This window comes from Paenibacillus cymbidii, from assembly GCF_004764705.1.
Taxonomy (GTDB): Bacteria; Bacillota; Bacilli; order Paenibacillales; family NBRC-103111; genus Paenibacillus_AN; species Paenibacillus_AN cymbidii.
This window is the reverse complement of record NZ_SHLX01000012.1, coordinates 59,128-72,119: the sequence shown is the minus strand read 5'-3', so window position 1 is coordinate 72,119 and position 12,992 is coordinate 59,128. Positions and strand designations below refer to the sequence as shown.

8 protein-coding genes are annotated in these 12,992 nt (G+C 60.1%); 4 read left to right on the top strand and 4 right to left on the bottom strand.

Annotated features, from left to right (window positions below):
• The first annotated feature begins 3 nt into the window (after positions 1-3).
• Positions 4-1,104: a response regulator transcription factor gene (locus tag EXY20_RS17720; protein WP_135553436.1), complete on the top strand. Its 1,101-nt coding sequence runs from the start codon at positions 4-6 to the stop codon at positions 1,102-1,104.
• Between the two features lie 510 nt (positions 1,105-1,614).
• Here the strand turns inward: EXY20_RS17720 and EXY20_RS17715 are convergent.
• From EXY20_RS17715 to EXY20_RS17705, 3 genes are all read right to left on the bottom strand, one after another.
• On the bottom strand, positions 1,615-2,991 hold the full coding sequence (locus tag EXY20_RS17715) for an ADP-ribosylglycohydrolase family protein (RefSeq protein WP_135553435.1): 1,377 nt from the start codon (positions 2,989-2,991) through the stop codon (positions 1,615-1,617).
• A 148-nt stretch (positions 2,992-3,139) separates the two neighbouring features.
• Complete coding sequence (locus tag EXY20_RS17710) at positions 3,140-4,288, bottom strand: D-alanine--D-alanine ligase (protein WP_135553434.1); 1,149 nt, start codon at positions 4,286-4,288, stop codon at positions 3,140-3,142.
• Between the two features lie 64 nt (positions 4,289-4,352).
• A complete protein-coding gene (locus EXY20_RS17705; RefSeq protein WP_135553433.1) occupies positions 4,353-5,399 on the bottom strand; it encodes an amidase domain-containing protein in 1,047 nt (348 codons plus the stop codon).
• 333 nt (positions 5,400-5,732) lie between these two features.
• Here EXY20_RS17705 and acnA point away from each other — a divergent pair, with 333 nt between their 5' ends.
• The gene (acnA, locus tag EXY20_RS17700) at positions 5,733-8,450 is read left to right on the top strand and encodes an aconitate hydratase AcnA (protein WP_135553432.1); all 2,718 of its coding nucleotides are present in this window, start codon (positions 5,733-5,735) and stop codon (positions 8,448-8,450) included.
• 62 nt (positions 8,451-8,512) lie between these two features.
• Here the strand turns inward: acnA and EXY20_RS17695 are convergent, their stop codons facing one another.
• Positions 8,513-10,846, bottom strand: a complete 2,334-nt coding sequence (locus tag EXY20_RS17695; RefSeq protein WP_167859326.1) for a helix-turn-helix domain-containing protein — start codon at positions 10,844-10,846, stop codon at positions 8,513-8,515.
• 243 nt (positions 10,847-11,089) lie between these two features.
• Between EXY20_RS17695 and EXY20_RS17690 the strand changes: the two genes are divergently transcribed.
• The gene (locus EXY20_RS17690; protein ID WP_135553430.1) at positions 11,090-12,040 is read left to right on the top strand and encodes an ABC transporter permease; all 951 of its coding nucleotides are present in this window, start codon (positions 11,090-11,092) and stop codon (positions 12,038-12,040) included.
• A gap of 19 nt (positions 12,041-12,059) precedes the next feature.
• Positions 12,060-12,944 (top strand): carbohydrate ABC transporter permease, encoded by an 885-nt coding sequence (locus EXY20_RS17685; protein ID WP_167859325.1) that lies wholly within the window; start codon positions 12,060-12,062, stop codon positions 12,942-12,944.
• Positions 12,945-12,992: the final 48 nt, after the last annotated feature.

The window sequence follows — 12,992 nt, the reverse complement described above, 5'->3', positions numbered from 1 at the left end:
CCGATGCTGTTCATCTTCATTGTCGACGACGAAAAATGGATTCGAAACGGCATCGTCAGCCGCGTGGAGGAATGCCCCGGTTTCGCCGCGGCGGGAGTGGCCGCCAACGGGGAAGATGCGCTGAAGTGGCTGGAGAGCGGCTACGCGGACATCCTGATCACCGACGTGCGCATGCCGCGGATGGACGGCCTGGAGCTGATCAACATCGTCAACGAGCGGTTCCCGTGGATCAAATCGATTCTCGTCTCCAGCTACGACGATTTTGAGTATGCCAAACGGGGGATTTCGCTCGGCACGATCGACTACATCGTCAAGCCGGTGCGCCGTTCGGATCTCGAAGGCGCGCTGCACACCGCCGCCGAAAGGCTGCGCACGATGCGCACGAACGAGGCGAAGGCGTTGCTGCTGAAGTTTTACAATGCCGGCAGGCCGCTGCTCTCCAGGTGGCAGGAGCCTCCCGGCAACCGCACCTCCCACTCGCTGCCGCTGCTCGTCATCGACACGCTGGCGATGCTTGAAGGCTGGGCGAACGAGCGCTACGACCTGCTCGCGCCGCTGGCCGACGAATGGATCGCCCGCGTGGCCGCCGCCCGCAAAGCCGAAGGCGTAAACGCCTGGCTCGCGGAGGAAACGGAGCGGTCGCCGGTTCCGGTAACGAGCGATCGGCGGCTGTATTTTCGCCTAACGGCGGTGTTCCGGCTCGAGCTGGCGGCCGCCTGGTTCAACAACCGCGAGGCGATGGCCGGCGCCGGCTCGGGCAAACGGGCGATCCACGAAGTGAAGCGCTACGTGGAGAGCCATTACCAAGGCAAGCTGAGCCTGCAGGAGATTGCCGATGCGGTCAACGTGAGCAAGCCGTACCTGGCCAACGTGTTCCGCCAGGAGACGGGCACCACGATCTGGAACTACCTGATCGCGGTGCGCATGCGCAAGGCGAAGGAACTGCTGCTGACGACGAACAAGAAGCTGAACGACATCGCGGCGGAAATCGGCTATACGGACAGCGCACACTTCGCCAAAGTGTTCAAAGCGTATTACGGCATGAACACCAGCGCGCTGAAAAGCAAGTTTTACTCAACCGGCCTGGAGGAGCTGGAGGAGTGAGGCGGCTGCGGTGGCAGCCGGCGGGCATACCGGCACCGCTCCGGTGACGCCCCGGCCGCGCCTCCCGCCGGCTGGCGAGCCTTCGCCGGTCGGTGATCGGCCCGGCTCCACCGCCGCGCCGCCGAAATCAGCGGTTCGCCGGAAATAGGCCATGAAAAATGGCCTATTCGCCTCATTTTGCCCGGCTCGTCGGAAATAGCCAGCGAAAACGCTGGCTATTTCTCTGCGGCGGACCCAATTCCGGAAAAAACAGCCAAATAGCCAGTGAAATCACTGGCTATTTGGCTGTTGCCGGTCACTTTGGGCCGAATGAGCCATAAAAAGTGGCTTATTTCGAAAACTGCGACGCTCCCGGACAATAACCGCCGCCCCCAACCAGTAGCTACTCTTGTCTTCCTGAAATGCAAAAATACGTTTAAACCTCGCGGTCCCAACTGGCCGCGGCATGCTCCCGTACGCAAAAAACAGCCCCCGGAAACCGGCCCGGGGACTGTCTTTTGTTCTTCGCGCTTAGCCGCGAAGCTTGCGGAATACTTCGTATGTGCGGCTTGCGCATTCCGAGATGGAGATCGGATGGAAGTCGGTCAACTCGGCGTACAGCGTATCGTTGAGCGGCGCCGTCCAGCTCTCCGGCAGTTTGCTTGCGCCAAGCGACGCGCCCATGATCGAGCCGACAGTGGCGCCGTTGCAGTCCGTATCCCAGCCGCCGAGCACCGAGGTGGCAACCGCCAGCTCGAAATCGCCCTTGGCGAAGATGAGCGACGCGGCGACCAGCGCGGCATTGTTGTTCGTATGCACCGGGTGGTAGTGCTTGAACGCTTCCCATATGCGGTCGACCAGCTGTATCTGATCCGTCGCTTCCTTGGCGATGGCGATGGCTTGCTCGATATCGTGCGCGAGCCGGCAGTTGCGTGGGATTTCGCTGAGCCCGATGCGCACGATCCGCTCCGGATCGTTCTCGACGAACGCAGCCGCGATCATTGCCGCCACGAACATTTCCCCGTAAATGCCGTTCTTCACATGCGAGAAGGCGGCATCGCGCCAGGCCAGATCGGCGGCCAGCTCCGGGTTGCCGGCGGCGCCGTAGGCGAAGCCGTCGGCGCGAATTTGCGCGCCGATCCATTCGCGGTACGGATTCAAATACGTGCGCACCCACTCGATATCCTCCGCCCACGTGGCCGGCCTGTCCATATGATGGGCGGTCACCTGGGAGAAATTCAAGTAAGCCTGCGTCTCCGCCGTACATACCTGGCGATAAGCCAGCCTTCTGTGCCACATTTTGCCGATGTCGTAGGAGTCGAAGTCGAATCCGTGCTCCTCCAGCATAATCAGTCCCAGCACGGTGTAGCGGATATCGTCGTCCGTTTCCATGAAACGGATGCGTTCTCTTGTGCTCTTGGCGTCTTTCGTCGCCAGCGCCAGGCCGTATTGCTCCTGCGCCCTGGATTCCGACGGCGTGTAGCCGCGAATCGGCCAGGCGTCCGCCCCTTCGAACCACAGCTGCACGTTGCGCCAGCCGGGATTGCCGCCGGAGCCGTTCATGAACGGCCACGCCTCCACCGGTTTGCCGAGCGCGCAGCCCACGCAGCGGCCGAGCCAGGCGCCCAGGAACTTGTCCCGCCAGGCGGCCTCGTCCAGCGTATCGGTCAAGCGCCGCGGCCCGTCCGGCCGCTGGGCGCGAATCGTCGCCAAATCCGACGGCTCCTCGTAAGCGAAGTCCGCCCGAATCGGAAGCGCCATCAACTCGTTATATACCGCCATCAACCGCGTCCGGTCGGTTCCCGCTTCGGCGACTTTTTCCGCGAAGCCTTCCGTCGCGCAGCCTTCCTCCGTCCGCTGTTTCACTTCCGCTCGCACTAGTTCGTGCAAATCGCGCCAACCCGCCACTATAATTCGCCTCCCGCAGATGTTTGATTCCCGCTTTCGTTTTCATTATACTGCCGCGCGGCCAAACCATCTTCTCACGGATAGGCGAGTCATTCTCAATTCTTGCACAATCGCTGGCAAATCACGGCCGGAGCGAAACAACCGCCGGTCACTCTCCGACGTCGAACGAATAAGTCAGCCGACGCTTCTCTTCATGCCGCTTCAGCGCCAGCTCGATCAAGTTGCCGAGCAGCTCCGGGTACGACTTGCCGGACTCCTTCCACAGCAGCGGGTACATGCTGAACGGCGTAAAGCCGGGCATCGTGTTGATTTCGTTGATGTACAGCCTGCCGTCCGCGCGGCTCAGGAAAAAGTCGACCCGCGCCAAACCCGAGCCGTCAATCGCCTTGAACGCGCGTATCGCCAGCGACCGGACGGCCTCGGCCGTCTCCTCCGGCAGCTCGGCCGGAATAATCATGGCAGAATTGCCGTCGACGTATTTGGCCTTATAATCGTAAAATTCGTTGCAAGGCACGATCTCGCCCGGTACCGAAGCTTCCGGCTCATCGTTGCCGAGCACGCTCACTTCGATTTCGCGCGCGTCGACGCCTTCCTCGACGACCACCTTGCGGTCGTAGCGGAACGCCAGCGCCACCGCGTCCAGCAGCTCCTGGCGGTTCTTCGCTTTGGAAATGCCGACGCTCGAGCCAAGATTGGCCGGCTTGACGAAACAAGGATAGCCGAGCGCCGTTTCGATCTCGAGCAAGTGATACGACTCGTTCTTCTCCCAATCGCCGCGCGTAAAATAACGAAACAGGCATTGCGGCAGCCCTTCCTGCGCAAATACCTTCTTCATCATCGCTTTGTCCATGCCGACCGCCGAGGCCATCACGCCTGCGCCGACATACGGAATGTCCGCCATTTCCAGCAGCCCCTGGATCGTGCCGTCTTCGCCGTACGTGCCGTGCAGCAGCGGCAGCACGACGTCAAGCGTCGCGCCCGCGGCGGCGGCCCCTGCTTCCCCGCCGGTCGTAGGCAACCCGCCTCCGAGCGTCGCAAACAGCGGCTGCAGCGCGCTTGCTTCATCCGCGCCGCCGGCCGCTCCCTGCTCGCCGAACGTCAGCTGGGCGACGCTTTCCGCCGGTCCCGTCAACGCCGGCCCGCTGCGCCATGCGCCTTGCTTCGTAATAAAGAACGGTTTGATTTCGTATTTCGTATGATCGAATGCACCGATGACGGCCAGCGCCGTCTGCAAGGAAACGTCGTGTTCGCCCGACTTTCCCCCGTAAACGAGTCCGACCCGGATTTTGTTGTTCATGGCAGCCTCCATATGAGAAACTTTCTATCGAAGCCCATCGAAGATGATGGCCCGGCTTCAGGGGTCAAAAATAGTCGGCAATATGAAAAAAGCGATACTTCGTTCGCTCCGTCCATGCGTAAGAATCGCGGTAATCCCAGTAGCGGTGCCGGCTGTTGACCGTATGCGCGTTGACGAGCGGCATGCCGTCCGGCGCCATCGCCGTCACGAACGTGTTGTGGCCGAAACGAACGCCGTCCCAGCTGTAGCAAATAACGTCGCCCAGCGTCAGTTGCGCCGGAGAGTCCACCTCCGCGGCCTGCAGGCCGAAGGCCGAACCGCCGCCGCGCAAATACAGCTGCAGGCTGTTCGCCACCGCCCAGCTGTAGCTCCACAATTCCTGCCCGCCGCTAAGGCCGCGATACCACCAGCCCAAATCCCTTTTCCCAGTATAGTTCATCGGGGCGTTGCCTGCATAGATGCACTGCGATACATAGTTGGTGCAATCGACTTCAAATTGCTCGAATTGCGGATTATAGGAATTCCACCATCGATCGGCATATTGAACGGCCGCCTGCCTGTCGTAACGCGTCTTGCGCCTTCCCGTTTCGAACGAATACAACACATCCCGGTTCAAATAAGGAAGCGGCGGATAAACCGCCGGCAAACCGACGCCGCCTCCGTCCGCCTGCCCGGCAGGCACATTGCGCGCAAACGCCGCGGCGTCGGCTTCGTCGCCGAGCGGAGCGATGCGCCGGACGCGCCACTTGCCGCCTTGAGCCGTCAGCTCCACCCGTTCCCGCTCCGCCCGCTCCTCCTCGTGCGTCTGCCCGAAACTCTCGTACCGGAACAGCTGGCGCAGCTCGATGAGCGCGGTGACGGCATCCTTGCCCGCATCCACGCGGAGCACGCGAGACCGCGTCTCGTGGCGGACCGGCTTCAGCCCGCGTTCGCCCCGGTCTGCCGCCCTGCGCCTGGCTGCCGCCCGGATTCGTTCGAACACGGCCTCGTCTTCCGCGCCAAGGGGGCGATCTCCGTCGTATTCGTCTGCCGCGGCGGGAACGATCTTGCGCCCCAAGGCGCGTTCGTTGCGATCATGGACGTAGTCGTAAAGCGCCGATTTCCAGCTCACCTGCGATTCCTCCCCCGGATGCCGCAAGATAACCCTGTCAGTTTGCACCCGCTGCACGGGCCAAAAGGCTCGCCGCTTGGCGAAACCGTTCGTGCAGGCAGTCGGCGCAAAACCATGCTCTTACCATCCTATGAAAAAAGTTCCTGCTTCATGTTTATTTCGCTGCGGCCCGGGAGAATGTAACGTTGGAGGGTTTACGGAATCGGCGGAAAGCGATATACTATGTGTAATGAAATTTTGAAATTTAGTTTCATGCAATGAAACAACGAACGGATTTGCCGCTTATTTCGCTATTTGAACGATTACTACCAAGTGACGAGGGGGAGTGCCTGTATGGCAAAGCAAGACCACTTTTCCGTAAAACGCCAACTGACGGTCGGCGGGAAAGACTATGCGTATTTCGACTTGAAAGGACTGGAAGATCGCGGCTTCGGCGGCGTTTCCAAGCTTCCTTTTTCGATTAAGGTGCTGCTCGAGGCGGCCGTTCGCCAATTCGACGGACGCGCCATCACCAACGAGCATGTGAAGCAGATTGCCGGCTGGGCCGAAGGACGCGACAGCAACAAGGAAATTCCGTTCATCCCCGCCCGCATCGTGCTGCAGGACTTCACCGGCGTGCCGGTCGTCGTCGACCTCGCGGCGATGCGCGCGACCATGAAACGCGCCGGCGGCGACCCGAACCGGATCAACCCGCTTGTGCCGGTTGACCTCGTCATCGACCACTCCGTTATGGTAGACGCCTTCGGCACCGAAACCGCACTGGCTACCAACATGGATCTCGAATTTGAACGCAACGAAGAACGCTACCGGTTCCTGCGCTGGGCGCAAACCGCATTCGACAACTTCCGCGCCGTTCCTCCGGCAACCGGCATCGTGCACCAGGTCAATCTGGAATACCTCGCCTCCGTCGCCGCGACCAAAACCGCAGACGGCGAAACGCAAGTTTACCCGGATTCGCTGGTCGGCACCGACTCGCATACGACGATGATCAACGGTCTCGGCGTTGTCGGCTGGGGCGTCGGCGGCATCGAGGCGGAAGCCGGCATGCTCGGGCAGCCGCTTTATTTCGTAACGCCGGACGTCATCGGCTTCAAGCTGACCGGCAGCCTTGCCGAAGGTTCGACCGCTACCGACCTGGCGCTGACGATCACGCAAATTTTGCGCAAGAAGGGCGTTGTCGGCAAGTTCGTCGAGTTCTATGGCCCGGGCCTCAGCAACATCAGCCTGGCCGACCGCGCGACGGTCGCCAACATGGCGCCGGAATACGGCGCAACGATCGGCTTCTTCCCGGTCGACGCGGAAACGCTGCGCTACCTGCGCGGCACGGGACGCGAAGAAGCGCAGATCGAGCTGGTAGAATCCTACTACAAAGCGCAAGGCATGTTCCGCACCGACGAAACGCCGGACCCGGTGTTCACCGATACGATCGAGCTTGACCTCTCCACTGTCGTGCCGAGCCTTGCAGGACCGAAGCGTCCGCAGGACCGCGTCGAGCTGACGGCAATGAAAGAATCGTGGAGCTCCATCGTGCGCACGCCGATCGAGAAGGGCGGCTACGGCCTGTCCGACGAGAAGCTGGCCGAGAATGTCGTCGTCAAATACAACAGCGGCGATTCCGTCACGATGAAGAACGGCGCCGTCGTTATCGCGGCGATCACTTCCTGCACGAACACGTCCAACCCGAGCGTTATGGTCGGCGCCGGTCTTGTCGCCAAGAAGGCGGTAGCGCGCGGCCTGAAGAAACCGGCCTATGTGAAGAGCAGCCTCACTCCGGGTTCGCTCGTCGTCACCGACTACCTGGTGAAAGCCGATCTGCTGTCGTCGCTTGAGGCGCTTGGCTTCTACGTCGCCGGTTACGGCTGCGCCACTTGCATCGGCAATAGCGGCCCGCTGCCGGACGAAGTCAGCAAGGCGATCGCCGACAACGACATGACCGTTGCCGCCGTGCTCTCCGGCAATCGGAACTTCGAAGGCCGCGTGCACGCGCAGGTCAAAGCGAACTACCTGGCTTCGCCGCCGCTCGTTGTCGCCTATGCGCTGGCCGGCACGGTCGACATCGACCTGACGAGCGATCCGATCGGTTATGACGGCGAGAACAAGCCGGTTTATTTGAAAGACATTTGGCCGTCCAACCAGGAAGTTGCCGACGCCGTCCGCTCCGCGCTCGGTCCGGACATGTTCCGCGCCAAATACGCCAACGTCTTCCGCGCCAACGAGCGCTGGAACGCGATCGACGTGCCGGAAGGCGAGCTGTACGAATGGGACGACAAGTCGACCTATATCGCCGAACCGCCGTTCTTCAAGGACCTCGGCTCCGAACTCGACGACATCGCCGACATCCGCGGCGCCAAGACGCTTGCGCTGCTGGGCGATTCGGTCACGACCGACCACATCTCGCCTGCCGGCAACATCAAGGCCGACAGCCCGGGCGGCAAATATTTGATCTCGCACGGCGTGAAGAAGGAAGACTTCAACTCGTACGGTTCCCGCCGCGGACACCATGACGTGATGATGCGCGGCACGTTCGCCAACATCCGCATCCGCAACCAGGTGGCGCCGGGTACGGAAGGCGGCGTTACCACCTACCTGCCTAGCGGCGAAGTAATGTCGATATTCGACGCATCGATGAAATACCAAGCGAGCGACACGCCGCTTGTCGTCATCGCCGGCAAAGAGTACGGCACGGGCAGCTCCCGCGACTGGGCGGCCAAAGGCACGTTCCTGCTCGGCGTGAAGGCGGTCATCGCCGAAAGCTTCGAGCGCATCCACCGCAGCAACCTGGTCGGCATGGGCGTCCTGCCGCTGCAGTTCCCGGAAGGCCTCGGCTGGAAAACGCTCGGAATCACCGGCACCGAAACGTTCGACATCGCCGGCCTCGACAACGCCGTGCAGCCGGGTGAAAAAGTCCGCGTCACCGCGACGCGCACCGACGGCTCGACGTTCGAATTCGACGCGATCGTCCGTCTCGACAGCATGGTCGACGTCGACTACTACCGCAACGGCGGCATCCTGCAAACGGTGCTTCGCCAGATCATGGCGGAGAAGGCATAAAGAAGCGGTATCTTGCCAACAAACGGACAGCCGGGGAGCCGAAAGGATTCCCGGCTGTCTGTTTAGATTTGACTCGCTTCGTTCGCCGCACTCGTTTTCAACCGGTACTCCGTCGGCGTCGAGCCGAGCGTTTTTTTGAACACGGTAAAAAAGTATTTTTTGTTCTCCCATCCGATCTCGATCAAGATTTCGTCGATGGTGGCCGATGTGCCGCGAAGCAGCTCGCAAGCCCGTTCCAGCCGGACCGCGGTCAAATCGTCCGCGATCGACAAAGACAGATGCTCGCGAAACAGCTTGCCCAAATAGGCGGTCGACATGTTCACATGGTCGGCCACCATACCGGACGACAACGATTTATCCTTGTAATAGCGGCGAATATACGCCTGCGCGCTCTGGATTACCGAAGCCTTGTGCTCGTCCTTGCGCTGATGCCGCCGACCTTCGATGAAACGAAACAGCCGATCGAACTCGTCATGCATGTCGCCGAGCGTCTCCAGACTTTTGACATGACCGTCGAATGAGGCAAAGTCGAGCTCGAAGGCAGTCGAGGCATGCTTCTCAATCGACGATAACGACTGGAAGATCGCCACCGCAATCGCCGAGACGGTAACCAACGCATCGTTGCAGGAAACCTCGCGAAGCGGCATCGTAAGCTCCCCGTAAACCGCCGTCATGTCCTCGTACTGTCCCCTGAGAATACTTTCGGATAGTTTGGCCAGCAGCGCGGAATCGAGCTTGTGCAAGCGGTGCTCGTTCCTGTCGAGCGCGGAAGCGTACAACAAACAGCCGTGGCCGTACTGCAGGCGGTATTGCGACAGCGACAGCGCTTCCTCGTAGAGCGCGCTGGCTTCGCGAATGCCCGCGGCGGCCGCGCTGACGAAGACGGAAACCGACACCGCACAATAGTCGATGAAGCTTCGCTGTATCTCCCCCCATAATGCGCGCTCTTCCCGTTCCGAATCGCCTTGCGGCGTTTCGCTGCGGCCGTACAGCAGCACGATGTGGTCGCCGCCCATGTCGACGCAAGCGCCGCTGCCGGCAATTTCCTCCGCGATGTTCATCAGCGCATACTTCATCAGCGTTTGATCGTGTTCGTCGTATTTGGCGCAAAACTGCGACCGATAATGGTCGATGCGGAACAGGACGAGCGTCAAGCTCGCGTCCGGCTCCAGCGCGATCGAATAATCGGCGAACAGCTGCTTGCAGTCGGCCGGAACGTTGCGCTTCAGGGTGCCCGCGAGCAGGTTCATCTTCAGCGCCTGCAGGTTTGACTTCCGGAACTGGCCCAGCTGCAGCAGCTTGTCGTGCGCCGCGAGGAACGACCTCGAGATCGTTTCGAACTCGTCCGGACCGTCCGTCGGCGCGGCAGCCCCGGTCAACCGGCCTACCGTCGAGCGGAGCCGATCGATCGGCCGGTACAAGTGGCGGGCGAGCAAAAAAGCCGATACCAGGCAAACGAGCAGCATGACGGAGCCAATCAGCACTGTAATCGCTTTCACTTTGTTGATCGGACCGGAAATCGCGCGATACGGCGTAACGCCGACCATCTTCCAGCCGCTGTCTACGTTGGCCGAGAAGGTAACGACCGACTGTTCGCCCGGCTCACGCGTAAAGAAGTAGCCGCCGCTGTCCGAAGTGCGCAGCGCCTTGGCAATGTATGGCGTCCCGGCCTGATTGGTCAGAAACAGCCGATCGTCCGAGCCCGCCACGACCCGCCCATTCGCGTCCAGCACGATCAGCGCCGTATGAGCGCCCGGCTCGAGCCGGGCATCGGACAATAGCGTATTGAAGATCGATTCGACCTTCACGTTGATGACGAGCGCGCTGCGCGTATCGCCTTCCGGGAAGTTGTCCTTGACGATATAGCTGAACACGAGAACAGGCTGCGGGTTGAGCTCGCTTGCGGGCAGGTTGCGCGGAATCGGTGCAATCGGCGCGTTCGCGCCCTGCCGTTCGATCAGCGGCAACGCGTCCCGGTCATAGAACGACGCGGACGGTCGCGTAATGACGTTGTCGCCGATCTGGTACATCGTATGCGTCGTGCCGTTGTACAAGTAAGCCGAATACAGCAGCGGCGCTGCCGTCAGCGCCTGGTCGAGAACACGCAAATCGCTTGCGGCGTTCACCTCAGGCACGGATTCCTTCAGCATCAATTCGATCGCGGCCGGGTGACTGTAGAAAGCCGACGTGTAATGGACGGCGCTGGCGCTTAGCTGCATGGCGTTCTCGAACGTCTGGCTCATTATTTGTCCGTTCGCCTTCGCCAGCAGCTCGAGGCTGTACGACTTGAAATTGAGGTACAGAAACACGGTGAGCACCGAAACGAGCAGCGCCGTCGTAAAGGTGATCCGGATAAACAGCTTGTTGAAATAGTGAGCGCTCCGTTTGGCGAACATGCGCCGCCGCCCCCGTCCGTCGAATAGTAAGCACATTATAGCAGGTAGCCGCCGGCATGGTGCGATTTCATTTAATTTTGCACCCTGGCGCAAATATTGGACCCCACAAGCGGGATGGGCCGTCGTTTTTTATGCACTTTTCCGCTTTTTTTGACCCTATCCGGCCGCACTTCTCCGGCAGTAAGCTTGCCGCATAGGAAGGAATGGTGAGCTGAAGTGGATCAGACGGCTGGAGAGACTAGGATGCGAACAGGCACGGCGACAGTGCCGGGAAGGGGGAAAACCGCAAGAGGAGGGAGCGCGGCAAAAAACCGTTTTTTGTTGCTGCTGGCTCTGCCCATGGTATTGTTCACGCTGCTCTTCAAATACGTGCCGATGGCCGGCGTAATCGTCGCCTTCAAACAGTACCAGTACAACAAAGGCATTTTCGGCAGCGGCTGGGTCGGCCTCGCCAATTTCCGTTTTCTGGTCGAATCGCCCGATCTGGTACGGCTGCTGCGAAATACGGTCGGGTACAACGCCGCGTTCCTCGCATTGAACACGATTTGCGCCGTGCTGCTGGCGCTGCTGCTTTACGAAATGACAGGTCGCAGATGGCTGAAAACGTACCAAAGCATTTTATTTTTTCCCCATTTCCTATCTTGGGTCGTCGTTGCGTACATGGCTTACGCGTTTCTGAATCCCGTATCGGGACTGCTGAATCAATGGCTGCACAGCTTCGGCTTGTCCGCCCTCGATTGGTACAACCGGCCAGCCGCCTGGACGTTCGTTTTTCCGCTGGCCAATTTATGGAAGGAAATCGGCATGGCCTGCATGATCTATTACGCCGCCTTGCTCGGCATCGATCCGACTTACTATGAGGCGGCGCGCATCGACGGCGCGGGCAGGTGGCAAATGATGCGTCTGATCTCCATTCCGTTCCTGTATCCGATCATGATGATTTTGATAATCCTCGCCATCGGCAACATCATGGACGCCGATTTCGGGTTGTTCTATCAGCTGCCGATGGACTCGCCGACGATCCGCTCGACGACCGACGTACTCGATACGTACATTTATCGCGCGTTGATCAACAGCGGCGATATCGGCATGTCCAGTGCGGCCGGCCTCGCAAAATCCGTCGTCGGATTCGCGCTGGTCATCGGCGCCAATGCGCTGGTGCGCAGAATCAATGCCGAGCATGCGCTATTTTAGCCAAAAGGAGGCAAACAACATGAACGGCGCACGCCGCATCGGCTTGTTTGCAATTGCCAACCACACGCTGTTCATCGTGCTCTGCGCCCTGTTTCTCGTGCCCGTCTGGTCCCTGATCGCCATATCGGTGTCGCACGAGCCGGACATTACGAACGAAGGCTACCGACTGCTTCCCGCTCATCTCGATTTCTCCGCCTATCGGCATCTTTTCGCGAAGCCGAACGTTATTCTGGGCGCCTATCGGGTAACGGTCTTCTCCTCCGTACTCGGTACGCTGTTATCGGTCGCAATCGTTTCCATGTGCGCTTATGCCTTGTCGCGCAGAGACTTTCGTTATCGCGGTTTCCTCACCTTCCTGCTGTTTTTTACGATGCTGTTCCACGGCGGCCTCGTGCCGACTTATATTCTGATGACGAATTATTTGCACCTGCAGAACACGTATGCCGCGCTGATCATTCCGCTGATGGGCAGCGTCTGGTTTCTGCTGATCATGCGCACGTTCCTGCAGCAGTTGCCGATGGAGCTGATCGAGGCCGCTACGATCGACGGCGCGGGCGAATGGACGATTTACGCGCGCATCATCGTGCCGCTGTCGGCTCCCGTGCTCGCCACGATCGGTTTGCTGCAGCTGCTGCAATACTGGAATTCGTGGTTTCCGGCGCTGCTGTACATCAACGACGACAAGCTGTATCCGCTGCAATATTTGTTGCAGGTCATGCTGCGCAACATGGCGGAGGTGCTGCGCAACATGGAGATGGGCGTCAGTGCGGATCAATTGGCCCCGCTGCCGTCGGAATCGATCCGGATGGCGATGTCCGTTATCGTCATCGGTCCGATTCTGTTCGTCTTCCCGTTCTTCCAGAAGTATTTCACCAAAGGAATGACGGTCGGCGCCATTAAATAAGCTCGCAAACATGACGGCGTTATTGGAATCGGAACTTGTTCCGGTTTT